At 69.3% G+C, this 24,274-nt stretch carries 22 protein-coding genes; 12 read left to right on the top strand and 10 right to left on the bottom strand.

Annotated features, from left to right (window positions below; all coding sequences use genetic code 11):
• The 4 genes from mfd to ON41_RS26755 form a co-directional block, all read left to right on the top strand.
• Positions 1-2,557, top strand: a 2,557-nt coding sequence (mfd, locus tag ON41_RS26770; RefSeq protein ID WP_040750607.1) for a transcription-repair coupling factor, incomplete at its 5' end; no start/stop codon positions are given.
• Positions 2,554-3,264, top strand: a complete 711-nt coding sequence (locus ON41_RS26765) for a nucleoside triphosphate pyrophosphohydrolase (protein ID WP_040750585.1) — start codon at positions 2,554-2,556, stop codon at positions 3,262-3,264. The genes mfd and ON41_RS26765, both read left to right, overlap by 4 nt.
• Before the next feature lie 85 nt (positions 3,265-3,349).
• A complete protein-coding gene (locus tag ON41_RS26760) occupies positions 3,350-3,505 on the top strand; it encodes a hypothetical protein (RefSeq protein ID WP_157185633.1) in 156 nt (51 codons plus the stop codon).
• 64 nt (positions 3,506-3,569) lie between these two features.
• Positions 3,570-3,977, top strand: a complete 408-nt coding sequence (locus tag ON41_RS26755) for an ester cyclase (RefSeq protein ID WP_040750583.1) — start codon at positions 3,570-3,572, stop codon at positions 3,975-3,977.
• A gap of 2 nt (positions 3,978-3,979) precedes the next feature.
• Here ON41_RS26755 and ON41_RS26750 read toward each other — a convergent pair whose 3' ends face one another.
• The 3 genes from ON41_RS26750 to ON41_RS26740 form a co-directional block, all read right to left on the bottom strand.
• Positions 3,980-4,276 carry an MTH1187 family thiamine-binding protein gene (locus ON41_RS26750; protein WP_040750582.1) on the bottom strand — a complete coding sequence of 99 codons (297 nt, stop codon included), beginning with the start codon at positions 4,274-4,276 and terminating at the stop codon, positions 3,980-3,982.
• A 4-nt stretch (positions 4,277-4,280) separates the two neighbouring features.
• The gene (locus ON41_RS26745; RefSeq protein ID WP_246460898.1) at positions 4,281-4,778 is read right to left on the bottom strand and encodes a pyridoxamine 5'-phosphate oxidase family protein; all 498 of its coding nucleotides are present in this window, start codon (positions 4,776-4,778) and stop codon (positions 4,281-4,283) included.
• A gap of 167 nt (positions 4,779-4,945) precedes the next feature.
• On the bottom strand, positions 4,946-5,401 hold the full coding sequence (locus ON41_RS26740) for a flavodoxin domain-containing protein (RefSeq protein ID WP_040750580.1): 456 nt from the start codon (positions 5,399-5,401) through the stop codon (positions 4,946-4,948).
• A 1,209-nt stretch (positions 5,402-6,610) separates the two neighbouring features.
• Here ON41_RS26740 and ON41_RS26735 point away from each other — a divergent pair.
• Complete coding sequence (locus ON41_RS26735; RefSeq protein ID WP_246460896.1) at positions 6,611-8,032, top strand: stealth family protein; 1,422 nt, start codon at positions 6,611-6,613, stop codon at positions 8,030-8,032.
• 190 nt (positions 8,033-8,222) lie between these two features.
• Here ON41_RS26735 and ON41_RS26730 read toward each other — a convergent pair whose 3' ends face one another.
• From ON41_RS26730 to ON41_RS26705, 6 genes are all read right to left on the bottom strand, one after another.
• Positions 8,223-9,176 carry a phosphodiesterase gene (locus ON41_RS26730; protein ID WP_040750579.1) on the bottom strand — a complete coding sequence of 318 codons (954 nt, stop codon included), beginning with the start codon at positions 9,174-9,176 and terminating at the stop codon, positions 8,223-8,225.
• Between the two features lie 134 nt (positions 9,177-9,310).
• Positions 9,311-10,696: an MATE family efflux transporter gene (locus tag ON41_RS26725; protein ID WP_246829611.1), complete on the bottom strand. Its 1,386-nt coding sequence runs from the start codon at positions 10,694-10,696 to the stop codon at positions 9,311-9,313.
• Positions 10,697-10,713: 17 nt separating this feature from the next.
• Entirely contained in the window at positions 10,714-11,817 is a 1,104-nt protein-coding gene (locus ON41_RS26720; RefSeq protein WP_040750577.1) for a PLP-dependent cysteine synthase family protein, read from the bottom strand.
• 41 nt (positions 11,818-11,858) lie between these two features.
• Complete coding sequence (locus tag ON41_RS26715) at positions 11,859-13,187, bottom strand: type III PLP-dependent enzyme domain-containing protein (protein ID WP_051162552.1); 1,329 nt, start codon at positions 13,185-13,187, stop codon at positions 11,859-11,861.
• A 191-nt stretch (positions 13,188-13,378) separates the two neighbouring features.
• Positions 13,379-14,365, bottom strand: coding sequence for an ornithine cyclodeaminase family protein (locus ON41_RS26710; protein ID WP_174411364.1), 987 nt, complete (start codon positions 14,363-14,365; stop codon positions 13,379-13,381).
• Between the two features lie 13 nt (positions 14,366-14,378).
• Entirely contained in the window at positions 14,379-15,488 is a 1,110-nt protein-coding gene (locus ON41_RS26705; RefSeq protein ID WP_040750576.1) for a TauD/TfdA family dioxygenase, read from the bottom strand.
• A gap of 177 nt (positions 15,489-15,665) precedes the next feature.
• Between ON41_RS26705 and ON41_RS26700 the strand changes: the two genes are divergently transcribed.
• Entirely contained in the window at positions 15,666-16,427 is a 762-nt protein-coding gene (locus tag ON41_RS26700; RefSeq protein ID WP_051162546.1) for a TetR/AcrR family transcriptional regulator, read from the top strand.
• Between the two features lie 102 nt (positions 16,428-16,529).
• On the opposite strand, the gene ON41_RS26695 is transcribed toward ON41_RS26700, so the two are convergent.
• Positions 16,530-17,519, bottom strand: coding sequence for an AurF N-oxygenase family protein (locus tag ON41_RS26695; protein ID WP_040750575.1), 990 nt, complete (start codon positions 17,517-17,519; stop codon positions 16,530-16,532).
• A gap of 208 nt (positions 17,520-17,727) precedes the next feature.
• Between ON41_RS26695 and ON41_RS26690 the strand changes: the two genes are divergently transcribed.
• From ON41_RS26690 to ON41_RS26665, 6 genes are all read left to right on the top strand, one after another.
• Positions 17,728-18,483 carry a lytic transglycosylase domain-containing protein gene (locus ON41_RS26690; RefSeq protein WP_040750573.1) on the top strand — a complete coding sequence of 252 codons (756 nt, stop codon included), beginning with the start codon at positions 17,728-17,730 and terminating at the stop codon, positions 18,481-18,483.
• A gap of 302 nt (positions 18,484-18,785) precedes the next feature.
• On the top strand, positions 18,786-20,075 hold the full coding sequence (gene eno / locus ON41_RS26685) for a phosphopyruvate hydratase (RefSeq protein WP_040750572.1): 1,290 nt from the start codon (positions 18,786-18,788) through the stop codon (positions 20,073-20,075).
• A 43-nt stretch (positions 20,076-20,118) separates the two neighbouring features.
• Positions 20,119-20,757 (top strand): FtsB family cell division protein, encoded by a 639-nt coding sequence (locus tag ON41_RS26680; protein ID WP_040750571.1) that lies wholly within the window; start codon positions 20,119-20,121, stop codon positions 20,755-20,757.
• A gap of 83 nt (positions 20,758-20,840) precedes the next feature.
• Entirely contained in the window at positions 20,841-21,371 is a 531-nt protein-coding gene (locus ON41_RS26675; protein ID WP_040750570.1) for a DUF501 domain-containing protein, read from the top strand.
• Positions 21,364-22,311, top strand: coding sequence for a Ppx/GppA phosphatase family protein (locus ON41_RS26670; RefSeq protein WP_040750569.1), 948 nt, complete (start codon positions 21,364-21,366; stop codon positions 22,309-22,311). The genes ON41_RS26675 and ON41_RS26670 overlap by 8 nt, the downstream gene beginning before the upstream one ends.
• A 441-nt stretch (positions 22,312-22,752) precedes the next feature.
• Complete coding sequence (locus tag ON41_RS26665; RefSeq protein ID WP_040750568.1) at positions 22,753-24,219, top strand: peptide MFS transporter; 1,467 nt, start codon at positions 22,753-22,755, stop codon at positions 24,217-24,219.
• The last annotated feature ends 55 nt before the right edge of the window (positions 24,220-24,274 follow it).

Raw genomic sequence — 24,274 nt, 5'->3', positions numbered from 1 at the left:
CCTCGACGTGGTCCACGCGAGCGCCGACGCCCGCGACCTGCCGTGGTGGACGCTGAGCCCGCTGGCCTCCGGCGATCCGGACGAGGTGGCGCTCCCGCTGCTGGCCGCGCCCGCCGCGCGCGGTTCCGAAGAGCTGGTCGCCACGGTCTTCGCCTCGCTGCGGGCACACGTCACCACCGGCGGCCGCGCGGTGGTGGTGGTCGCCGGACACGGCACCGCGCAACGCATTCTGGAGCGCCTCGCCGACGCCGACGTCCCGGCCGCGCCGCTGGAGACGGGCGCCGAGCCGGAGCAGGGCGTCGTCGGCGTGCTGTGCGGCACGCTGCACGACGGCATCGTCTTCGACGACGCGAAGCTCGTCGTCATCGCCGAATCCGACCTCACCGGCAACCGGGTCACCGCGCCCGCCGAGGGCAAGAAGCTGCCCGCGCGCCGCCGCAACCAGGTCGACCCGCTCGCCCTGTCCGCGGGCGACCTGGTGGTGCACGACCAGCACGGCATCGGCCGGTTCGTGGAGATGATCGAGCGCACGGTCGGCGGCGCGCGCCGCGAGTACCTGGTGATCGAGTACGCCCCCGGCAAGCGCGGCCAGCCCGGCGACCGGCTCTACGTCCCGATGGATTCGCTGGACCAGCTGTCGCGCTACGTCGGTGGCGAGATGCCCGGCCTGTCCAAGCTCGGCGGCTCGGACTGGGCGAATACGAAACGCAAGGCGCGCAAGGCGGTTCGCGAGATCGCCACGGAGCTGGTGCAGCTGTACGCGGCCCGTCAGGCGGCCCCCGGCCACGCCTTCGGACCGGATACGCCGTGGCAGCAGGAGATGGAGGACGCCTTCGCGTTCACCGAGACCGTCGACCAGCTGACCGCCATCGCCGAGGTCAAATCCGATATGGAGAAGGCCGTGCCGATGGACCGCGTGATCTGCGGCGACGTCGGCTACGGCAAGACCGAGATCGCGGTGCGGGCGGCGTTCAAGGCGGTCCAGGACGGTAAGCAGGTCGCGGTGCTGGTGCCGACGACCCTGCTGGCGCAGCAGCATCTGCAGACCTTCGCCGAACGCGTCGCGGGCTTCCCGGTGACCGTGAAGGGCCTGTCCCGGTTCACCGATCCCGCCGAATCGCGCCAGGTGCTCGACGGTATGGCCGCCGGCGATGTCGATATCGTCGTCGGCACCCATCGCCTGCTGCAGACCGGTATCCGCTGGAAGGAGCTGGGCCTGGTCATCATCGACGAGGAGCAGCGTTTCGGCGTCGAGCACAAGGAGCACATCAAGGCGCTGCGCACCCACGTCGACGTGCTGACCATGTCGGCCACGCCGATTCCGCGCACCCTGGAGATGAGCCTCGCCGGCATCCGCGAGATGTCGACCATCCTCACCCCGCCGGAGGAGCGGCATCCGGTGCTCACCTATGTCGGCCAGTACAACGACAAGCAGGTCGCCGCCGCCGTCCGCCGCGAGCTGCTGCGCGACGGCCAGGTGTTCTACGTGCACAACCGGGTGTCGTCGATCGACAAGGCCGCCAAGCGGATTCGCGATCTGGTGCCGGAGGCGCGGGTGGTCGTCGCACACGGCCAGATGAACGAGGACGTGCTGGAACGGACCGTCCAGGGCTTCTGGGAGCGCGAGTACGACGTCCTGGTGTGCACCACGATCATCGAGACCGGCCTGGACATCTCCAACGCCAACACCCTGCTCGTGGAGCGCGCCGACGCGCTGGGCCTGTCGCAGCTGCATCAGCTGCGCGGGCGCGTGGGCCGCAGCCGCGAGCGCGGTTACGCCTACTTCCTGTACCCGCCGGACAAGCCGCTCACCGAGACGGCCTACGACCGGCTGGCCACCATCTCCCAGAACTCCGATCTGGGCGCCGGTATGGCGGTGGCGATGAAGGACCTCGAGATCCGCGGCGCCGGAAACGTTCTCGGCGCCGAACAGTCCGGGCATGTGGCGGGCGTCGGATTCGATCTGTACGTCCGGCTGGTGGGCGAGGCCGTGGAGGCGTACCGGGCGGCCGCCGACGGACGGCCGATCACCACGGAGGAAGAGGTCAAGGAGGTGCGCATCGACCTGCCGGTGGACGCGCACATCCCGCCCGACTACATCACCAGCGACCGGCTCCGGCTGGAGGCCTACCGCAAACTCGCCGCCGCGCAGGACGATTCGGGCCTGGCCGGGGTCGTGGAGGAGCTGGTCGACCGGTACGGCCCGCTGCCGGTGGAGGTCGGGCGCCTGATATCGGTGGCCAAGCTGCGGCTGCTGTGCCGCGAGTACGGCATCACCGAGGCGGGCGTCACCGGCACGACGCTGAAGATCTCGCCGATCCAGCTGCCCGACTCGAAACAGTTGCGGCTCAAGCGGTTGTATCCGAACGCCACCTACCGGCCCACCACGTCGATTGTGCAGTTGCCGCTCCCGCGCGTCGAGGACAGCGTGGGCGCGGCCCGCGTGCGCGACGTGGCTGTGCTGCAATTCGTCGCCGACCTGCTGCTGACACTGGACGGAAAGCCCCAGGGCACAGTGGATCTGCGGGTCGACACCGAGGTGTCGGCGGCTCGATGAGTGCCGCCGATCCGGCCGCCGCGGATTCCGCGCGCATGGCACACGGCCTCGCCGAGGCCGTCGAGGTGATGGACCGGCTGTGGAACTTCGGCGGCTGGGAGGTCACCCAGACCCACGACTCCCTGCGCCCGTACCTGCTCGAGGAGACCTACGAACTCCTGGACGCCATCCAGCACGAGGACGCGGAGACCATCAAGGAGGAACTCGGCGACCTCCTCCTCCAGGTCCTGTTCCACTCCCGGATCGCCGAGGCTGCAGGCGAATTCACCGTCGACGACGTCGCCGCGACGCTGGTCGACAAGCTGGTCCACCGCAGTCCCCACCTGCGAGACGCCCCGATCGACCCCGGTGCGACCGTGTCCGAGAAGATCGCCGCCCAGGAAAAGGCCTGGGAGGAAAGAAAATCCACGGAAAAGTCCCGCCGCTCCTGCCTCGACGGCATAGCCCTGGCCCAGCCCGCCCTGGCCCTCGCCGAAAAAATCCTCTCCCGCAGCCGCAAGGCCGGCCTCCCTCCTGACCTGATTCCCCCGGACCTCCGCGTCATCCACCTCGGCGGCGAAGACAGCGCCGAGGAACGCCTCCGCAAAGCCACCCTCACCTTCGCCACCCGAATCCGCACAGCCGAAGACACCGCCGAAGCAGCCCGAGGCGAACGCACCCCCCTCACCCCCGACGACTGGCACACCTACTGGCCACGAGCCGACTGACTTACTTCATCGATTTCGCAGTTCGGCGGCAAGTCTGGTGTGGCACGACGCCGAGCGCATCCGGTACGCGCAATACGGTGCTCCGTTGTATCTGCTGGTAGACCGTCGAGCCAAGGCGTGGGCGTTGTACTCGGACCCGCACGACTTGGGCTACGGCGTCGTCGTCGGCCCCGAATCGTTCGGAACCCCGGTCGACCTTCCCGAGCCGTTCGGCCTGACCTTGAACACCTCCGAATTCTGATCGACGTCTCGCGCCTTGCCTCGGCGTGCCTGATCTCGGCGGTGGTCGTCTGGACAATGGCGGTATGGATGCCGAGACTCTCTATCGAAGCTGGTTGTTCGAGGTGTGGTACGGCGACTACGGGCGGGCGGAGGAGATCTTCGCGCCGGGGTTCGTCGGGCATTGGCCGGGGCAGGATGTGCACGGGCCGCGGGAGGTTGTCGCGCAGATCGAGCAGTCGCGCGAGTTCTTCGACGATATCGAGAACACGCTGGATGTCGGGCCGCTGGTCGACGGGGATCTGGTCGCGGCGCGGTGGACCTTTCACGGGTCCTATCGCGAGGGGATTCCGGGGGCCACGGTGCCGCGGGGGACACGGATCGCGTTTGCCGGTCAGGACATCTTTCGCGTCGACGACGGCCGTCTTGCCGAGTACTGGGTCGTGTCGGACGGGCTGGGCATGATGCGGTCGCTCGGTGCGCTGGGCGGCTGATCTCAGCCCTCGGCGAGGTAGCGCTCCACGCTGTCGACCTTGGATTTCAGGCCGTCGGTCACGCCGGGGCGGATGTCGGCCTTGATCACCAGGCTGCAGCGGGGCGCCACGGCCATGACCGCGTCGGTGGCGGCCTTGATGACGGACATGACCTCGTCCCATTCGCCCTCTATCGAGGTGAACATGGACGTGGTTTCGTTGGGGAGGCCGCTGGCGCGGACTACGCGGACGGCCGCGGCGACGGCACGGCCGACGTCCTCGCCGGCGCCCAGCGGGGTGACCGAGAAGGCAGCAATCATGGGATCAATTCTGCTGGCGAGCCATGTCCTGCAGCGTGGCGACACGCGATTCGAGGTACTCCAACTCGGACTCGTCCAGGACTGTTCGCTGGATTCCGGCCGCGACCAGGAAGGCGCCCTGGCGGTGGTCGTCGATCGCCTCGACATCGATCGCGACCGCGACGTAATCGTCGGCATCGGGCATCGGGTCGGCGACGACGCGTGCCGTACCGCGTGCGCACAGTGCCACGTTGTCGCCGCCGAGAATCAGCAGGGCCACGCCGGGGCGGCGGCGCAGGCGGTCGAGCGAGCCGCGATTGGCTCTGAGGCTCAACAGGATTCGGTGGTCTCCTGCCCGGACCGGCCAGGAGACGGGAATGGCGTGCGGTAGGGGATCGGTCGTCACCAGGACGGCGATGGTGTCGCGCGGCCATTCCGGCAACGCATCCAGCTCGGGATGTTCGGTCATATCTGCCTGCGGCTCGGTCGAGGTCTCTTGACGTTCCCGGGCTTCGGCTACCATATTTCGTCACCTCACGATTGGCTTACGCTGCGGACTGGATCGCGCGTACCTTGTAGTGTAAGCCGTTGTGCCGCTTGTTCGCTGGGGTGTAGGAGTACGGCCATCCGATTTTCCGTATCTCGGACGTCCGAGAACGACGGTGACGAGCGGGAATCCCGGATCCGGCCTCAGGCCGTGGCGAGGGTTCCGATAGGCAGCGAGCGGACCCACTCGAGGGCCTGGTCCTGCGGCCGGACCGCGGCGGAGGCGTCGTGGCGGGCGTGTTCGCCGACCTGCTCCGCACCGCGCGCGATGAACCTCTCCGCGCAGATCTCCCCGCCGCGGTTGAAGGTGTCGTCGTACACGCTGTCGCCCATGCCGAATACCGCGAATCGCAGTCCGGTCAGGTCGGGCAGGCGGTCGTCGAGCTGATCGAAGAACGGTTCGGCGCCGGTCGGGAGGTCGCCGGAGCCGTAGGTGGAGCAGACGAGTATGTGGAAGTCGCGGGTGTCCAGATCGTCGGTGTCGAAATCGGACATGTCGTAGATCGCGACGTCGTGGGAGCGCGCCAGCCCGTCCGCGACTGCCTCGGCGGTCCGCTCCGCGGTGCCCATTTCGCTCCCGAACAGAATCACTACCCGCACACTGCCTCCTCGCGTGGTCCCGGCTCTCGGACGGTTGGTGAGCCTACCCTAAGTTACGGGTCGAGTGGGACGCTCGGATCCGGGATGCTGCCGGTCCTGCGGCGTTTGTCCGTTACGGATAGGAAAAATGGCCGGGACCTGCTATGCCTGCGATTGACGAACGGGTACCGGCAGTTGCATCATTCGTAACAGTTCCTCGACCTGTCGGGTGTAGCTTCCGCTCCCCGGAACAGGCGAACGCAGCAACATCCGCACGACGCGTCTACGCGTCCGTATCCGAGTGAGGTGAGAGCGCATGGGATTCCGGCCCGACCGGTACCGATTGTGGGCGGCATTCCCGAACAGTCTCACCTCGCGCGGCTTCTTATAGCGCGCAACGGTGCAGCGCCCTCCGCCGTCCCGGCGGAGGCAGGCAGGTGCGTGCCGCTCGGGAGAGCGTAGGAGCACGCCCGGCAGCGAGCATGCGGGTGCGCCCGCCGGACAGGCGAGTGCGCACAACGGCACGCATGCGGGTGTACACGCGGAAAGCATGCGAGTGCACAGCGAGAGGCATGCGAGTGCGCACGCGACAAGGCCTGTGGGTGCGCACAGCGAGAAGCATGCGAGTGGACACGCGGCAGGCATCCGGGTGTGTACGGCGAGAGGCATGCGAGTGCGCACGCGGGAAAGCATGTGGGTGCGCACAGTGAGAGGCATGCGGGTGCGCACGCGGAAAAGCACGTGGGTGTGCACAGTGAGAGGCATGCGGGTGCGCACGGCGAGGAGCGTGCGGGTGCGCACGACGGCACACATGCGGGTGCTCACAGCGACATGCGTGTGGGTGCGCACGACGGTCCTGTAGGCGCGTACAGCCGGAAGCTGTGGGGTCGCGCCCACCGTGAGGTGTCGACGCGTACGGCGGACGGCACGCGGGTGTGCTCGAGACGCATGCGGTGCGCACGACCACCGGCGGGTGCGCACGACGCGAGACAGCGCATGTCGACGCGTACAGCGGACGGCACAGAGGCGTGCGCGGCGAGCGGGCGTACCGCGGAAGGCACGCGGGTGTCCACGGCGGACTGCATGCGGGTGTCATGGCGGACGGCATGTGGTGCGCACGGCGGAAGGCCGGTTCGCGTGTACGGCACGGAGTGCGCAGGGCTCGTGCGGGTGATGGTGCCCGCGGTTCCGCTCGGGGACCGCGGTTCGGGAGACGAGGCAGGAGAGGTGATGACGGAATTCGATGCGGTGGCGGCCAACCTGGCGGTGTCGGCGGCGGTGGACGCGGATCTACGGTATCTGCGAGCCGAACTGGAGGCCGCGGAGGTGCCGTTTCTGCTGGTGCGCGGCGGCGGCCAGCGGATGGTGCTGGCGGTCGACTCCGCGTATCGCGGCGCGCTGCGCCGGGTGCTGGGCGCGGCGCTGGTGCACGGTTTCTCCTGTAACGAGGTGCGGCACAACGTGTTGCGGCTGGGCCGCGACGTCGATCCGGCACACCACGTCGACCTGGAGCTGTGGGAGTACCACGGCGACACGGTGGAGTGCCCGCGCCCGAACGCGCTGACCCGCAACGTCTTCGACCTCGCCGACGTGCAGCAGGCGACGGTGTGGCTGTTCGACGCCGCCTGGCCCACGCTCGCGGGCATGTTCGCCCCGAACACCACCGACGTCCGCTTCGACATCGACATCGTGTACTCCTGGGTCGACGGCTCCGATCCCGAATTCCGCGCTCGCCGTGCGGGAATGATGGCGCAGGTGGTGGTCGGGGAGGGCGACGCCGCCGACGCCCGCATCCGCCAGATCGATGAACTGCGGTACGCCCTGCGCTCGATGCACAAGAACGCGCCGTGGATCCGCCGCGTCTTCATCGCCACCGATTCGCGGGTACCCGACTGGCTCGCCGACGACCCGAAGGTGACGATCGTCCGCGCGGCACAGCACTTCTCCGACACCAGCGGGCTGCCGGTCTTCAACTCGCACGCGGTGGAATGTCAGCTGCAGCACATCGAGGGCCTGTCGGAACACTTCCTGTACTCCAACGACGACATGTTCTTCGCGCGTCCGGTCCGGCCGTCGATGTTCTTCACCCCCGCCGGCATCAGCCGGTTCATCGAGGCGGATACGCGCATCGGGCCGGGCGCCACCACCGAGCGGCGCAGCGGATTCGAGAACGCGGCGCGGGTGAATCGCCGGCTGCTGGCCGGCCGGTTCGGACACGTCATCACCAGGCATCTGGAGCACACGCCGGTTCCGTTGCGGCGCAGCGTCCTGCTGGAGATGGAGAAGGAGTTCGGGGCGGACTTCGCGCGCACGCGCGGCAGCCGGTTCCGCGCGGCCACCGACATCTCGGTCACGAATTCGCTGTACCACTACTACGCATTGCTGACCGGTCGTGCCGTGCCGCAGGAGGACGCCAAGGTCCGCTACGTCGACACCACCAGCTACCGCGGCCTGGCCCTGCTGAACGACCTGGCCCAGCGGCGCAAGGTGGACTTCTTCTGCCTCAACGACGGCAGCTTCCCGGAGGTCCCGGAACCCGAGCGGGTCCGCACCGTCTCCCGCTTCCTCCAGGACTACTTCCCCGCCCCGGCCCCCTGGGAGCGGGCCACCGACGAAGACCCGCTGGCCGCCCTGGAGCCGGGAGCCGCCTGACCTTTTCCGGCGTGCTTTTGGACGGTCCCGGCCAAAAGCATGCCGGGATGGTGGTGCCGCATGCCGGGATGGTGGTGCCGCATGCCGGGATGGTGGTGGCGCATGCCGGGATGGTGGTGGCGTATGCCGGGATGGTGGTGGCGTATGCCGAGATGGTGGTGGCGTACGCCGAGGTGGTGGCGGGGTGGTTTCAGCGGACGGATTCGTCGTCGGACTCGGGTGTGGCGGCGCGGTGGTTCATTACGTGTGGGATGCGGGCGGCGGGCGGTATCACTATGCCTGCGTTGCGTAATCGCTCGGCGGCCTCGGCGGGAGTCGCCGGGTCGCCGACCGTCGGGCCGCGGTCGATCGGCACCACCGAGTGCACGACGGTGTCGGGGTAGATGTGCACGTAGTTGAAGCTCTGCGCGCCGTCGCGACCGCGCTGGCCGCCCTCGGCGACCGACAGGTCCTGGCTGTAGCAGGCGGACGACGACACCGACACGGGGATCCCGGCGAACGTCGCGGTCGTCGAGAAGTGCAGGTGCCCGGCCAGGATGCTGCGCACGTCGCTGCCGTCGAGGACGTCGGCGAGGCGCTTCTGATCGCGCAGCTCCACCGTCACCGCCAGATCCTGGATGCACGGCACCGGGGGATGGTGCATGGCGAGGATCGTCCCGAAGGGCGCGGGATCGGCCAGTACCGAACGCAGCCAGGCCAATTGGTCGTCGGTCACCTCGCCGTGGTGGTGCCCGGGCACGGTCGTGTCCAGCACCACGATGCGCAGCCCGCCGAAGGTGTGCACCCGGTCGAGCGGTTCGGCCGTGCCGTCCTCGCCGAGCAGGTGCTCGCGCAGCGCCGCGCGATCGTCGTGATTGCCGGTGACCCAGACGACGGGCGCCCCGACCCGCTCGGCGAACGGCTCGACCAGCGCGCGCAGTGTGTCGTAGGCATCCGGCTCGCCCTGGTCGGTCAGATCGCCGGTGAAGACGATCGCCGTCGGGGTGATACCGCCGGCCTCGGCGCGCTCCAGCAGCCCGCGCAGTCGTTCCTCGGCGTCGACCGCGCCGTAGAGCCCGCCGTCGCCGGCGATCAGATGGGTGTCGCTGAAATGGAACAGGACATGGTCCGGTCGCGGGTACTCCGCGACTCTGCTGACGTGCACCGGACTCCTCCCGGCGGTTGCGGCCTCGGATACAGCCGTCGGCTTCGATCTCCGGGCCAGGATAACGAAGCCTCGTCCTTTCACAGTGCCCGTGCACGGTGACGACATGCTTACGCCGAGATGAGAATTCCGTGTCAGCCGGAAGTACCGAAGCTACCGGCCAGCACGCGCGGTTCGGCCTGCTCCCGCACGTCGAGCAGGGCGAAGTAGCGGCGCAGCATCAGCACGGCAGTCGCCCCCAGACCGGCCGTCAGACCCCACCAGACGCCCGCGGCGTCCAGCCCCACGGGGAATGCGAGGAGTAGCGCTGTGGGCAATCCCACAATCCAGTAACCGACCAGCGACAGCCGGAAACCGGCCCGGGTGTCCTTGAGCCCACGCAGCAGACCGTTGCCGATGTTCTGCGCCGCGTCGAAGAACTGCAGCACGATCGCGATCAGCAGCAGGGTGTGCGCGAGCACCACCGTATCGCCGTCGCGGCTGGTGAGGAACGGTCGCAGCACGATATCGGGCGCGACGACGTACAGCACCCCGACCAACGCGGCGACCACCGCGGCCTGCTGCAGCGCCAGCCAGGCCAGCGCGTGCGCGTGCCGGTGCTCGTCGCGGGCCACTGCCTTGCTGACCAGGATCGAGACGCCGTGCGAGATCCCGATCGCCACCTGGAACACGATGTACACCAGCTGGTAGACGATGTTGTGCGCGGCCAGCGCGGCCGGGCCCAGGGCGCCCATGACCAGCGCCAGCACGGAGAACATGCCCGCCTCGGAGCCGTAGGTGAGCGCGATCGGCGTCCCCAGCCGCAGTTCCGCGGTGATGGTCCGCCACTGCACCGGCCACATCCGCAGCGGCAGCGTCCGCCCGAGTTCGGCGTCGCGGCGCACCATCGCCCACAGCACCGCGAAGGTGATCAGGAAGACCAGCGAGGTCGCGATGCCGATACCGGTGAGGCCCAGCGCGGGCAGGCCCGCCCAGCCGTGCATGAGACTCAGCGCGAGAACGAGATTCAGCGCCACCGAACCGAGGGTCACCAGCAGTAGCGCCTGCGGCCGCTGCATGCCGACCGTGTACTGGCGCAGCACCTGGAACCACAGGCAGGGCAGCAGCCCCGGGGCCAGCGCGATCATCATCGGCCTGGCCGCGGACAGCACCGCCGCGTCCTGCCCGAGCCATTGCAGCGACCAGCCCAGCACGATCAGCACCAGTCCGCCCGCCAGGCCCGCGGCCGTCGCGATCAGGAAGCTCGATCGCACGACATCGCGAATCTCGCCGTCGGCGTTCGTCCCGCGCTTGTCGGCGCGGCTCGCCACCGTCGCCACCTGGTTCCCGGTCGCGGTGATCAGGCCGACGCACATGGTGCGGATCTGGTTGAACAGCGTGATCGCCAGGCCGCCGGCGGCCACCTGGGTGATGCCGAGCGAGCCCATCAGCGCGATATTCGTCGTCGACACCGCGACCTGGGCGAGCTGGGTCAGCGCGATGGGGGTGGCCAGCGTGGTGAGGCTGCGCCAGTCGGACACCCTGCTCCTGGTCGCCGTCACCGCACGCCCACCAGATCTCGTCGCGCGGGGGAGTACCGGTCGAGCAGCTCGAGCACGTCCCGCTCGGCGGTCTCGTCGAGCAGGTCGCGCTCGGCCATCCAGTCGTCGTCGAAGACGGTGTCCAGATACTTCTCGCCGCCGTCGCAGACGATCGTGACGATGGTCGAGCCGGGCGGGAACTCCTCGAGGCGGGTGAGCGCGGCATGCACCGAACCGCCGGCCGAACCGCCGATCAGCAGGCCCGCCTTGCGCGCCACCGCGCGGGTGGTGGCGAAGGCGGCGACGTCGGTCACCTTCAGGCCCTCGTCCAGCAGCGAGTAGTCGACGGCCGTGCCGACCGTGGCGCCCGGCGGGGTGCCGGTCCCGGACTGCCAGTACGGCCCGCCCTCGCCGCCGAAGGCGATCGAGCCGACCGGCTCCACACCGATCACCCGCGGCCGGCAGCCGAGTTCGCGCAGGCGGCGGGCGGTGCCGAACAGCGAACCGCCGGTGCCGACGGCGGACAGCAGGATGTCGACCTGTCCGAGGTCCTCCAGCAACTCTTCGGCGACCGCGTAGTAGCCGAGCGCGTTGGCGTCGTTGTTGTGCTGTTCGGTGAAGTAGGCGTCGTCCCGGGCGGCGGCCATCGCCTCGGCGAGGTCCTCTCGCGCCGAGGTGGCCAGACTGTGCTTGCTGCCGCCCGAACGGGGGCCCTCCGTGGTTACGCAGGCTGCCTCCTCCGGGCCCTGACCGTTCGGGCGGGCGTCTCCGTCGTCGGCGACATACACGAGTTCTGCTCCCATGGCTTGCATCGCGCGCAGCTTGTCACGGCAGGCGTGGTGATCCACGACCGCGGTGAAGCGATACCCGCGTTCGGCGGCCACTACCGCCAGGCCCAGTCCGGTGTTGCCGGACGTTGACTCGATAATATGCCCGCCATCTCTCAGCAAATCCCGACGCTCCGCATCGAGCACCATTTCGCGGGCCATCCGGATCTTGGCGGCGCCGGTCGGGTTGAGCTGTTCGAGCTTGAGTAGCAGCCGGGTGCCGGTGTCGGTGGTCGCTAGTTCGAACAACGGGGTGTTGCCGATCAGGTCCGTCACGCGCGTGACGAGGGCCATTGCATATCTCCTGGGCTGGGGTGCGGGTGTGGGTGGCGGGGCTATCCGGCGTCGAGGGTCCAGCGGAACCGGCCGCCGGGCGCCTCGGCGAGCGCCACCTTCGGGGGAATCGGTAGCTGATGGAACGCCGACTCGTTGGAGTCCATCTGGTAACCGGCGGTATTCGGGTAGATGAGCAGATCGCCGGGTGCGCCGGGGCGCGGCAGCGGGATGCGCCGCCAGCTGAGCATGTCGGAATCGAGGCAGGTGGCCGCGCCGACGCTCGCGGGGGTGGGCGTACCGGGCCGGATAGGCCACAGCACGGGATCGGGCAGGTATTCGCTGTCGAACCACTGCTCCGACAGGCTCAGGCTGGTGCCGTCGACGGTGAGCAGCTGGTACGGGATATCCTGGGCGGTGCGGGTTTTCGCACCCTGGACGCGGAAGACGGTGCTGCCCGCGCGGTCCAGCAGGGCGCGGCCGGGTTCGACGGCGAGGCGGATGTCGTTGTCGCGCAGGTGTTTCGCGAGGCTGTCGTGGCGCAGGACGGCCGCGAGCATGTCCGGGCCCGCCACCTCGCTGTGGTAGGGGTAGTACGAGGGGAAGGACTTGTCCGCGTGAAACCGTTGCGGGCCTGCGGTTTCGGTGAAATTCTCCCAGGCCGGTGCGGGGACGTAGTCGACCGCGAAGCCGCCGCCGACGGAGATCGTCGTCGCGGGATGGCCGAGGGCGCGGGCAGCGCGGCAGCGCTCGATCAGCTGTGCGGCCAGCGCGGCGCGGGGTTCGGGCCGGTAGCCGGAGAGGTGGAAGCTGAAGCCCTCGAGGCGGACCGGCCCGAGATCGGTGCGGGCCAGGGCGCGGTCCAGCTCGTCGGCGGTCATGCCGAAGCGGCTGGCGGAGTCCGGCGGCAGCACGCGCAGCAGGACCCGCACCGGAATGCCCAGGGCGGCGAGCCTGTCCAGCTCGCCGTGTTCGTCGACGGCGATCAGCGCGCCGTGCCGGGCGGACAGCCACAGCAGCTCGTCGGATTTCGACGGCCCCGTCACCATCAGCTCGGCACCCCGGATGCCGTGCGCCAGAGCCGAACTCAGCTCCCCGGCGCTCGCCACATCCACGCCCGCGCCGTGCTCCGCACAGGCCCGCACCACGCACGCCGCCTTGTTCGCCTTCTTCCCGTAGTAGATCGCTCCGTCCACTCCGGCGTCCTCGAACGCCCTGTGGAAGGCGTCGATGTTGCGACCGACCCGCGCCGGGAACATGACGTGGAACGGCCCCCCGATCGCGAAGGCGATATCGCCGAGCAGATCCGGGTGCGCGAGCAGCCGCCGCTCCCACTCGTCCTGATACGCGGGCAGCGGAGGTGCGGCGATATCCGTGGCGGTGCCCGCGATCTCCGTTGTTCCGGTGCCGGCACTTCCCGTTGTTCCGGTGCCAGCACTTCCTGTTGTCCCGGTGCCGACACTTCCCGTTGTTCCGGTGCCAGCGCTTCCTGTTGTCCCGGCATGCTTTTGGCCGGGACCCACCGCCACCTCCTGTGGATTCCGGCCAAACGCGTGCCGGAAAAATGGCGATGGGGCCGACCTCAATCCCATACCGGGACCTCCGTGCCGCGGCCGTCGGCGATGGCGCGTTCGGCCAGGGCGTGGGCTACCGCGATGTCGGTGAGGACCAGGCCGCTGTTGTAGACGAAGATGCGCTCGTCGTCGCTGGTGCGACCGGTGGTGCGGCGGCTGAGGATCTGCGGCAGTTCGGCGTCGACCGGGCGCAGCTTGCCGTCCGGTCCGGCCATGTCGGTGCCGGTGAGCGACATCTGCTCGGCATTGGTCGCGACCACGCGATCGGCACCGGTCAGCGTGGAGGGGGCCAGGCCGTAACCGACCAGCACCACCACCGAACCCGGTGCGAGATCGTCGGATTCGATGGCGACCTTGGTACCCGGGCCCGCCGTCGCGAGCACCACGTCGGCCTCGCGCGCCGCCGCGTACGGATCCGACACCGTCTCCAGTTCGGTGTGCGGATGGTGCGCGGCCAACTGCTCGTGCACCGCCTTCAGGCCGTCCGGATGGGTGCCGTACAGCATCAGGCGGTTCAACTGCGGATTCGCGGCGAGCAGGTGCGGCAGCGCGTTCCGGCCCTGCGTGCCGGTGCCGACCAGCAGCACGCTGCGCGCGTCGGACCGGACGGTCTCCCGCACCAGCAGCGCCGACACCGCCGGCGTGCGCAGCGCCCCGACCCGGGCGCAGTCCATCATCGCGATCGGCATGCCGGTGGCGTCGTCGTACAGCGTGATCGTGGTGTAGTAGCGCTTGGTGCTGCGATCGTGGTGGGGATCGAATTTGTAGGAGGTCTTCATCGCCACCACTCGCCGCCGCCCGTCGCGGCCGAGCATGGCGTAGGCGACCGACCAGCCGTCGGGATGGGCGACGCTGAGTTTGCGCGGATTGTCCGAATCTCCCGACGCCAGGGCGAGATACGCCTCCTCCACGGCGCGCACCACGTCCACCGGTGTGATCGGGACGTCGGCGAGATCGCTGCGGCTGAGGACGCGCAGCGGGGTCGGGCGGGTCACGGGGCTCCTCGCTTCATGGATGTCGCACCTCCTGTGTCGCAACGTTTTTCGTGTCGAACGGGGTGATCGTCTCCTGCCCGTAACCGCTCTCGGCGGCCTCGGCGGCGGGGCGGCGGCGCGGCAGCCGGAGATTCACCCGCTTGAGCCAGCGGTCGGTTCCGTCGTAGCGCGGAGTGAACGGTACTCGCCCGTGCACCACCACGTCGTTGTCCACCAGCAGCACGTCGCCCGGTTCCAGCACCGCCGTGCGGCAGACCCGCTCGAGTTCCGCGCCGAGACGATCGTAGGCCTCGCGGAACTCCGGATCGGCGTCCTCGACAGGGGTGTAGGCGGGGTCGTAGCGCAGTGTCGGGCGGCCGGCCTCGTCGCCGACCGTGGCGATCGGGGTGGCCGGGTACCGGTGAAAGTCGTTGCCGTAGGACACATCCGGCAGGATCGGCAGGGTCGGCTCGCCCAGCCGCCGCCGCTGCCGTTCGTCCAGCCGGACCTGCCGCACCGACGACACCGTCGTCCCGACCCGGTCCGGATTGCGCAGGCAGCCCAGTATCAGCAGATTCGCGCGCCGGGGGTGGAAGGCGTCCTCGGTGTGCGGGGTGAGCAGGGTGGTGCTGGAGGCGCCGGACTGCTCGTGCTCGTGGCCGGGGGAGGGCAGGATGTTATTGACCAGACGTCCATCTTGCTGCCCCTGCCAGCCGAACGGCTCACCGGCGCAGCGGGCCAGCAGCAGCATCGCGATATCCAGCTGGAACGAGGCGTGGCGGCGCGCCGGATCGCCGCTCCAGGCGGCGGCCTGGCGCCAATCGCGCGGGGTGGGGCCCAATTCACCGTCGTCCAGGGGTAACCGGCCCACGATCGCCGCGCCCGCCGAGGTCGCGGGCGGGCGTAGCGCGGTGCGGACCGACTCCGGTAGGCGGGCGGCGCGCGCGTCGACCAGTCCGATCAGCGTCGGATCGGTGAGGGTGGCGGCGCGCGCGGAGGAACCCGGCATGTCCTCGATTGTGACCGCGATGTCGCGGGCCGTGTCGCGAATGGCCTGTGCGGCGTCGGCGGGTAACTGCCGGCGTTCGATCTCGTCCGACTCGGTGGGGTGGTGCTTCAGACGTTCGCAGAGAACGTTTTTCACCAGGGGATTCCCTTCTTCGCAACGGTGGTGAAGCAGGCGGTGAGATACGGATTGCGAAGGTATCGTCTCGGCGCAGCTTAAGCAAGGCTTACCTAAAGTGTGTTGCCCAACATCGAACGGGCGCAACCGAGATCGTCTTGCAGAGTAGCGGTGGCCGCCGGGGCATAGACTGCGGGCGTGTCGAGTGCAGCAGCTCCTACGGCCGGGGGACGGCAGGCACGGTGGCAGCCGCACAACGCGGCGCGGCGGACGCAGATCATCGCGGCCGCGATCGAACTGCTCGAGGAGAGCGCGCCCGGGGCGGATATCTCGGCACAGCAGATCGCCGCGCGGGCCGGGCTGGCGAAATCCGTTCTCTACCGCCAATTCTCCGGTCGCGAGGAACTCGATCGCCGGGTCCGGGCGACGATCGCGGAGCGCTTCACCGACGCACTGGACGCCGCGCTGGACATCGGGGACGGCTCGATCGCCGAGATCCTGGCGCGTGCCGTCGGCGTGGTCGTGGACTGGATCTGCGATCACCCGCGCCAGCACGAGTTCCTGCGGACCGGTCCCGGCGACGGGCCCGCGGACCGGGATGCGCTGAGCGGCATGATGATCACCATCACCGCGCGGGCGGGTCGGCTGGTGGGCGGCCTGGCCGGAGTGGTCGGGGTCGCGGATCCGCCGGTCGTCGACACCATGTCCTTCGCCATCGTGTCGATGACCGAGGCGACCGTGACCCGCTGGGCGCACGACCCGGACCCGCCGCTGGGCCGGGCCGAGCTGATCGCGCAGGTCGCGAGCTATGCCTGGAGCATCCTCGACGGCGTCGCCGTGGCGCACGGGCTCACGCTCGACCGCGACCGGCCGTTGCTGGATCTGATCGAGGCGTTGGCGGCTCCGGCCAAAAGCGCGCCGGAGCAACGAGGGGGAAGCGCGCCGGAGCAGTGGGGGTGAGGTGCGCCGGAGCAGTGGGGGTGAGGTGCACCGGAGCAACGAGGGTGAAGTGCCCGGAGCGGGGAGGGTGTAGCGCGCCGGAGCGGGAGGGCGCGCCCGGCCCTACGCTGCTCGGCGGGCGGGCTCGCTGCGGTAGCGCGAGGCGTCGCCGTCGATATTCAGTGCGCGCCACAGCATCTTGGCCGGGGCGGGCATGAGGCCTAGGTCGTCGACCAGCTTGCGGACGTCGTCGAAGTAGCCGGAGAGGATCTTTCGTGCGGCCGGTCCGCGCCAGAACGCCTCCTTGATCACCTCGCGCGGGATGTCGAACTGGCGCGCGAACGAGCGCGGCGGGGTCATGATCTCCCCGGCCAGCCACCGCATCGCGAGCGGAAACGCCACCGCGCACACCACCTTTCCGGGCACGCCCATCTTCTCGATGTGCGCGGTGAGGTACTCGTGCGCGAAGGAGATGTGCCGGGCCTCCTCGGCGATGTGGATCTGCATGGTCCGCAACACCATCGGCGGCATATTGGCCTCGGCGCGGATGACCGCCTTCTGATAGTGGTCGATGGGCTCCTCGCCGCCGAGGATGCCGATGAACAGGATGACGTGCGCGTACCCGCCGGCCACGCCGATGAGCGGCGACAGCGCCCGGAATACCGGCCGCATCCCGGGGACGTCCACGCCGATCCGGTTGACCAGCTCCTGGAACATCTGGATGTGGTTGCACTCCTCGGTCATCTCGTGGAGGCAGTACCGGAATTCGGGCGACCCGTTGGGCAGCTTCATGATGTATTGCATCATGCCGCGGATCAGCACGCTCTCGAAGGCCGCGCCGACCTTGACGACGTTGGCGATGCGCCACCGGCCGATCTCGATCTGCTTGTGGAGCGGTAGTTCCCGGTACCAGCGGGTCGCGCCCAGCGGGTCGATCTCCGGATCGAGCACCCAGCGCGGATCGTCCGGCAGGATCGCCAATTCCGGACTGTCCCAATCGATATCGAGATACGGGTCGAAATTCCGGTGCACCGACCCTTCGGACAGGGTCGCCAGCGCCTCCCGGTACTCCGGGGTGAACGGGCCGGGGTGCATGGTCTCGGACAACGTCATCGGTGCCTCCTGTGCCTTACCTCACTGTCGAGAATACGTGGGACTCCGAGTCCCACACAACCGTCCGGAGGCAACGAATGTGATGTTGCAGCGTGGCTGCCCGCTACCACCTCGTGATCTGGTTGCGCGTCGCTGCCCCGCTACCGCTCCGTCATCTGATTGCGCGTGGCTGCCCCCGCAACCGCCCCGTCATCTGGATGATGGAGGGGTGCGTCCGAAGAAGGCCGGTGTTCGTACCGTTTCGAAGGTCCGCGCCGCGCTGTTCGGTGCGGTCGCGGCTGCCGTCGTGCTGTCCGGGTGTGGGGCGGGGGAGAAGTTGCCGCCGATTCCCGACGGGATACCGCCCGGTGCGGGCGCCCCGGTCCCGCCGATCGATCTGGACGCGCCCGGCCGCAGCGCCGGGCAGTTGCACGGCTGGGCCGAGGAGCAGTCCGACGCCCTGGGCATTCCCGCCGTGGCGCTGGAGGCCTACGGGTACGCCGCGGCCGTGCTGGCCCGCTCCCGCCCCGACTGCGGCATCGGCTGGACCACGCTCGCGGGCATCGCCCGGGTGGAGAGCAAGCACGGCAGTCACGGCGGCTCCCGCCTCAACGCCGACGGCGAGGTGCGGCCGCCCATCCGCGGCATACCCCTGGACGGATCCCCGGGCGTGGCAAGGATCCTCGACGAGAAGGAGACCGCCACCGCCGGCGAGCCCGTCTACGCCCGCGCCGAGGGCCCCTTCCAGTTCCTCCCCGAAACCTGGCAGCGCTGGGGCGTCGACGCCAACGGCGACGGCGTCGCCGACCCCGACAACATCGATGACGCCGCCCTCACCGCCGCCCGCTACCTGTGCGCCAGCGGCGGCGTCCTCACCACCCCCGAAGGCTGGCAACAGGCCCTGCTCACCTACAACCAGTCCACGGCCTACATGAACAAGGTCCGCCTCCACGCCGCCGCCTACAGCGTCGGTAGGAAGGCTTGACCGTCAGCGGAGTAAGCCCCTGATTCCGGCATGCGTTTGGCCGGAATCCAACCGTGCGCGCGATGGATCCCGGCCAAAAGCATGCCGGGAATGAGGTGCACGGCATGCCGGGAATGAGGTGCACAGCATGCCGGGAATGAGGCGCAAGACGTGATCGCGCAGACGCCTGTCGTGTATCAACCCGCGACGCCGGAGGCGGCCCTCTTCATCACTGTTAGGCTCGCGTTGCACGGAACCCGTGCGACCTGCTCATGGACGGCGGTGGGCGGGACCGAGTCAGGAGCCGAAGGAGTGTCGTTTTCGTGGCCATCATCGAACAGGTCGGAGCTCGCGAGATCCTGGATTCGCGCGGTAACCCCACTGTCGAGGTCGAGATCGCTCTCGACGACGGCACCGTGACCAGGGCTGCCGTTCCCTCCGGCGCCTCCACCGGCGAGCACGAGGCCGTGGAGCTGCGCGACGGCGGCGAGCGGTACTCCGGCAAGGGCGTCCGCAAGGCAGTGGAGGGCGTGCTCGACGAGATCGCCCCGGCCGTCATCGGTTTGGACGCCGTGGAGCAGCGCACCGTGGATCAGGTCCTGCTGGATCTGGACGGCACCCCGGACAAGTCGCGGCTGGGCGCCAACGCGCTGCTGGGTGTCTCGCTGGCGGTGTCCCGCGCGGCCGCCGAATCGTCGGGCCTGGAGCTGTTCCGCTACCTCGGCGGCCCGAACGCGCACGTGCTGCCGGTCCCGATGATGAACATCCTCAACGGCGGCGCCCACGCCGACACCAGCGTCGACGTGCAGGAATTCATGATTGCCCCGATCGGCGCGCCCACCTTCCGCGAGGCGCTGCGCTGGGGTGCGGAGGTCTACCACGCGCTCAAGGGCGAGCTGAAGAGCAAGGGCCTGGCCACCGGCCTGGGCGACGAGGGCGGTTTCGCCCCCGACCTGCCGGGCGGCACCCGCGAGGCGCTGGACCTGATCGTCGCCTCCATCCAGAAGGCGGGCTACAAGGTCGGCACCGACGTGGCGCTGGCGCTGGACGTCGCGGCCACCGAGTTCTACACCGCCGGCACCGGATACACCTTCGAGGGCAGTGTCCGCTCGGCCGACGAGATGACCAAGTTCTACGGCGAGCTGCTGGCCGCCTACCCGCTGGTCTCCATCGAGGACCCGCTGGCGGAGGACGACTGGGACGGCTGGGTCTCGCTCACCGACCAGATCGGCGAGAAGGTGCAGCTGGTCGGCGACGACCTATTCGTCACCAACCCGGAGCGGCTCGAGGACGGCATCGAGAAGGGCGCCGCGAACGCGCTGCTGGTGAAGGTCAACCAGATCGGCACGCTCACCGAGACCCTGGACGCGGTCGAGCTGGCGCACCGCAACGGCTACAAGACCATGATGAGCCACCGTTCCGGCGAGACCGAGGACACCACGATCGCCGATCTGGCGGTCGCCGTCGGCAGCGGCCAGATCAAGACCGGCGCCCCGGCCCGCAGCGAGCGGGTGGCGAAGTACAACCAACTGCTGCGCATCGAGGACGCGCTGGGCGATTCCGCGCGCTACGCCGGGGACGTTGCGTTCCCGCGCTTCGAGTACGAGGGATAGTACCGTCGGAACGGTTGTGTAATACCGACTTTCGAGGTGTGCGATGACGGAACGACGGGCGCGCGGTACCAGTCCGGGAGGACGTGGGGACCGCCGCTCGTCGCGGGCGTCGGGCAGACGCCCCGTCAAGCCCGCGGCCGGGTCGGCCTCCTCGGCGCGCACCGCCGCGGGTAAACGCGCTGTTCAACGGCGTACCGCGGCGGGCAGGCCGAGGTCCGGGGCCGCCCGCGACAAGCACGAACGCAAGATCCTGGGCCTGTCCACCGGCCGCGCGGTCATCCTGGCCGCGGTGCTGTGCGCGCTGGCCCTGACACTGGCCGTGCCGATGCGCACCTATTTCAGCCAGCGCGCCGAATCCGCCCAGCTCGCGCAGGAGCGCACGGAACTCGAGAGCGATCTGGCCCGACTGCGCGATCGCCGTTCACAGCAGCAGGATCCGGCCTACATCAAATCCGAGGCGCGCGACCGGCTGCGGCTGGTGATGCCCGGGGAGACCGCCTATATCGTGCAGGTCCCCGGTATCGAGCAGCCCCCGGTCCCCGCGCAGGCCACCCGGCAGCGCGAGCCCGACCCCTGGTACACCGAACTGTGGCGCAGCATGTCCACCCCCCAGCCGGCCGCCGCGCCGACCCCCGACCCAGCGGCCCCGCCGGCCCGAAACCCCGAAGGAGCGCCCCGGTGACACAGCCGAGCGAGGGCAATATCGAGAGTGTCCCGGGGGCACGGCCGAGCGAGGGCACTGCCGAGAGTGTCTCTGCGACAGCGGTGAGCACGGCGCCCGACCCGGCCGATCTCGAGATCGTCGCGCGGCAGCTGGGGCGGGAGCCGCGCGGGGTGCTCGCCATCGCCTACCGGACACCGGACGGGCAACCGGCCGTGGTGAAGACCGCGCCGCGACTGCCCGACGGCACGCCGTTCCCGACGCTGTACTACCTGACCGATCCGCGGCTGACCGCGGAGGCGAGCAGGCAGGAGGCGGCCGGGCTGATGAGGGGCATGACCGAACGCCTGGGCACGGACGCGGGCTTGGCCGAGGGCTACCGGGCGGCGCACGCGAGCTATCTCGCCGAGCGCGACGCCATCGAATCGCTGGGCACCGATTTCAGCGGCGGCGGCATGCCCGACCGGGTGAAATGCCTGCACGTCCTGATGGCGCACGCCCTGGCGAAGGGCCCCGGGGTGAATCCGCTCGGCGACGAGGCGGTGGCGCTGGCGGCCGATACCGGCTTGCGCGGCACGGCCGTTCCGGCAGACTGGCCGAAATACGAGAATTACCGGAGGGACAGCGATGAGTGACCGGGTGGCCGCCGTCGATTGCGGCACGAATTCGATCCGGTTGCTGATCGCCGATGTGGGCGACGGCAAGCGATTGACCGACGTGCACCGGGAGATGCGGATCGTGCGCCTCGGCAAGGGCGTCGACGCCACCGGCGAGCTGAATCCGGAGGCGATCGAACGCACCCGGGTCGCCCTGCACGACTACGTGGACCGGATGGTGGACGCCGGCGTGACGCGGGTGCGCATGGTCGCCACCTCCGCCACCCGCGACGCCCGCAATCGCGACGACTTCTTCACCATGGCCGCAACGGAATTGGGCCGCGTGACGCCCGGCGCACAGGCCGAGGTGATCACCGGCGACGAGGAGGCCCGGCTGTCGTTCGCCGGTGCGGTCGGCGAATTGTCCGGTGCGGAAGGACCTTTCGTCGTCGTCGATCTCGGCGGCGGGTCGACGGAGGTGGTGCTGGGCAGCGCCGACGGCGTCGAGGCGGCCTACTCCGCCGATATCGGCTGCGTCCGCATCACCGAGCGGTGCCTGCACGGCAACCCGCCCACGCCCGAAGAGGTCGCCTCCGCACGGTTTTTCGCATCCCAGCGCTTAGCCCAGGCATTCGGCGTGGTGCCGGTGGGGCGGGCCCGCACCTGGGTCGGCGTCGCCGGCACCATGACCACCCTCGCGGCGGTTGCGCTCGATTTGCCCGAATACGATTCGGAGAAGGTGCATCTCACGCGCTTGAGCTTCGACGAGGTACGCGCGGTGTGTAATCGGCTGATCGCGATGGACCACGACGAGCGTGCCGCGGTGGGTCCGATCCACCCCGGTCGCGTCGACGTGATCGGTGGCGGGGCGGTCATCACCGAGGTCCTCGCCGACGAGCTGGCACGCCGCGCGGGCATCGCCGAGCTGATCGTGAGCGAGCACGACATCCTCGACGGCATCGCCGCATCCATCGCCTGACGGCGCATCCGCTTCCCCGAATCCCGTTGCGGCGCCGATAAGTCGGGTATACGCGACCTCCCCCCGGCAACGTGGCCGGATACCGGTCCGGGTGGTCCCGCGCGGCGCGCGTCGCAGCGCGTCCCGCTGTCGCCACCCGTGGCGGTAGGGGTGGCGCATTCGCGACATATGGCGTGAATGGTCAGCGCACCCGGGAACCTCGTCACACCGTGACAGCATCGGGCCGATTGTCGTGCATTCTGTCGAGGTTCGACCGGCTGTTTTGGGCACGATGCGTGCATGCTGCTCACGACCTGAACATTCTGACCGGAATTCGTCGCATGGATACAGGCGTCCAGTTAGTCTCTGCCCTGCGGCGGCGCGCCGAAACACGGAGCCGCCGAATCACAGCGGCCGACACCAGGTTGCTGGAGAATTGCGTGACATGGAAAGGTCGACCACATGACCGGAGTTGCCCACCCGACCCAGGGGAGTGCCGAACGCACCGTGTTCGGGCACCCCATCGGGCTGGTCAACCTGTTCGGCGTCGAGCTGTGGGAGCGGTTCTCCTTCTACGGGATGGTCACCATCCTGGGCTACTACCTCTACTACTCGGCCACCGACGGCGGTCTGGGGCTGGAGAAATCCACCGCGACCGGCATCGTCGGCGCGTACGGCGGCCTGGTGTACCTGTCGACGGTGCTGGGCGGCTGGGTGGCCGACCGCGTGCTCGGCATGGAGCGCACCGTCCTCTACGGGGGCGTCGTCGTGGTGGCCGGGCATCTCGCCCTGGCGGTGATTCCGGACCTGCTCGGGGTCGGCGTCGGACTGGTGCTGGTGGCGCTCGGCAGCGGTGCGCTCAAGGCCAACGCCTCCTCGCTGCTGGGCACCCTCTACGAGAAGGGCGACGCGCGGGCCGACGGCGGCTTCACGCTGTTCTATCTCGGCATCAACCTCGGCGCCTTCGTCGGCCCGCTGCTCACCGGCCTGCTGCAGACCCACGCCGGATTCCACTACGGCTTCGGCGCGGCCGCGATCGGTATGGCGCTGGGGCTGGGGCAGTACGTGGTGTTCCGCCGCAATCTCGGGACGGCCGGCCGGACGGTGCCGAACCCGCTGCCGCGCACCGCGATCGGTCCCGTACTCGGCGTCGTCGCGGCGCTGATTCTGGTGGTGGCCGCCGCCGTCGCCACCCACCTGCTGGTGCTCGACAATCTCTCCGATGTGACCACCGGCGTGATCGTGGTCGCGTCGATCGCCTATTTCGCGGTGATGCTGACCAGTTCGAAGGTGACGCCCGTCGAGCGCACCCGGGTGCGCGCGTTCATCCCGCTGTTCATCGCCAACGCGGTGTTCTGGTCGCTGTTCCAGCAGATCTTCACCGTGCTCGCCGTGTACTCCGACGAGCGGATGAACTGGTCGCTGTTCGGCTGGACCGCGCCGTCGAGCTGGATCGGCTCGGAGGAGCCGGTCTGGGTGATCACGCTCTCGCCGCTGTTCGCGATCATGTGGACACGCCTGGGCAACCGGGCGCCGACCACGCCGCACAAATTCGCCTACGGCGTGATCGGGATGGGCCTGTCGTTCCTGCTGTTCATCCTGCTGGCCGGATTCGAGGGGCAGACCGTCCCCGCGCTGCTGGTGTTCTTCATCCTGGCCGGCTTCGCGGTCTCCGAACTGCTGTTGTCGCCGATCGGCCTGGCCGTGACCACGCAACTCGCGCCGGAGGCCTTCCGGGCGCAGATGATGGCCCTCTACTTCTTCTCCGTGGGCCTCGGTACCGCGATGTCGGGCGTGTTATCGAAGTATTACGATCCGGCGCACGAGGTCGCCTACTTCGGCCTCACCGGCATCGTCGCCGTAGCCGTCGGAATCGTCGTGTACTTCTTCGCTCCCCGGGTCAGCCGTCTGATGGAGGGCGTCCACTGAGCAAACCCTCCGGAGAATTCCGAGACGCCCGTACAAATTCGGTAGGCTGACCGAG

Source organism: Nocardia transvalensis NBRC 15921, from assembly GCF_000308875.1.
GTDB lineage: Bacteria > Actinomycetota > Actinomycetes > Mycobacteriales > Mycobacteriaceae > Nocardia > Nocardia transvalensis.
This window is presented reverse-complemented; position numbering and strand designations above follow the sequence as displayed.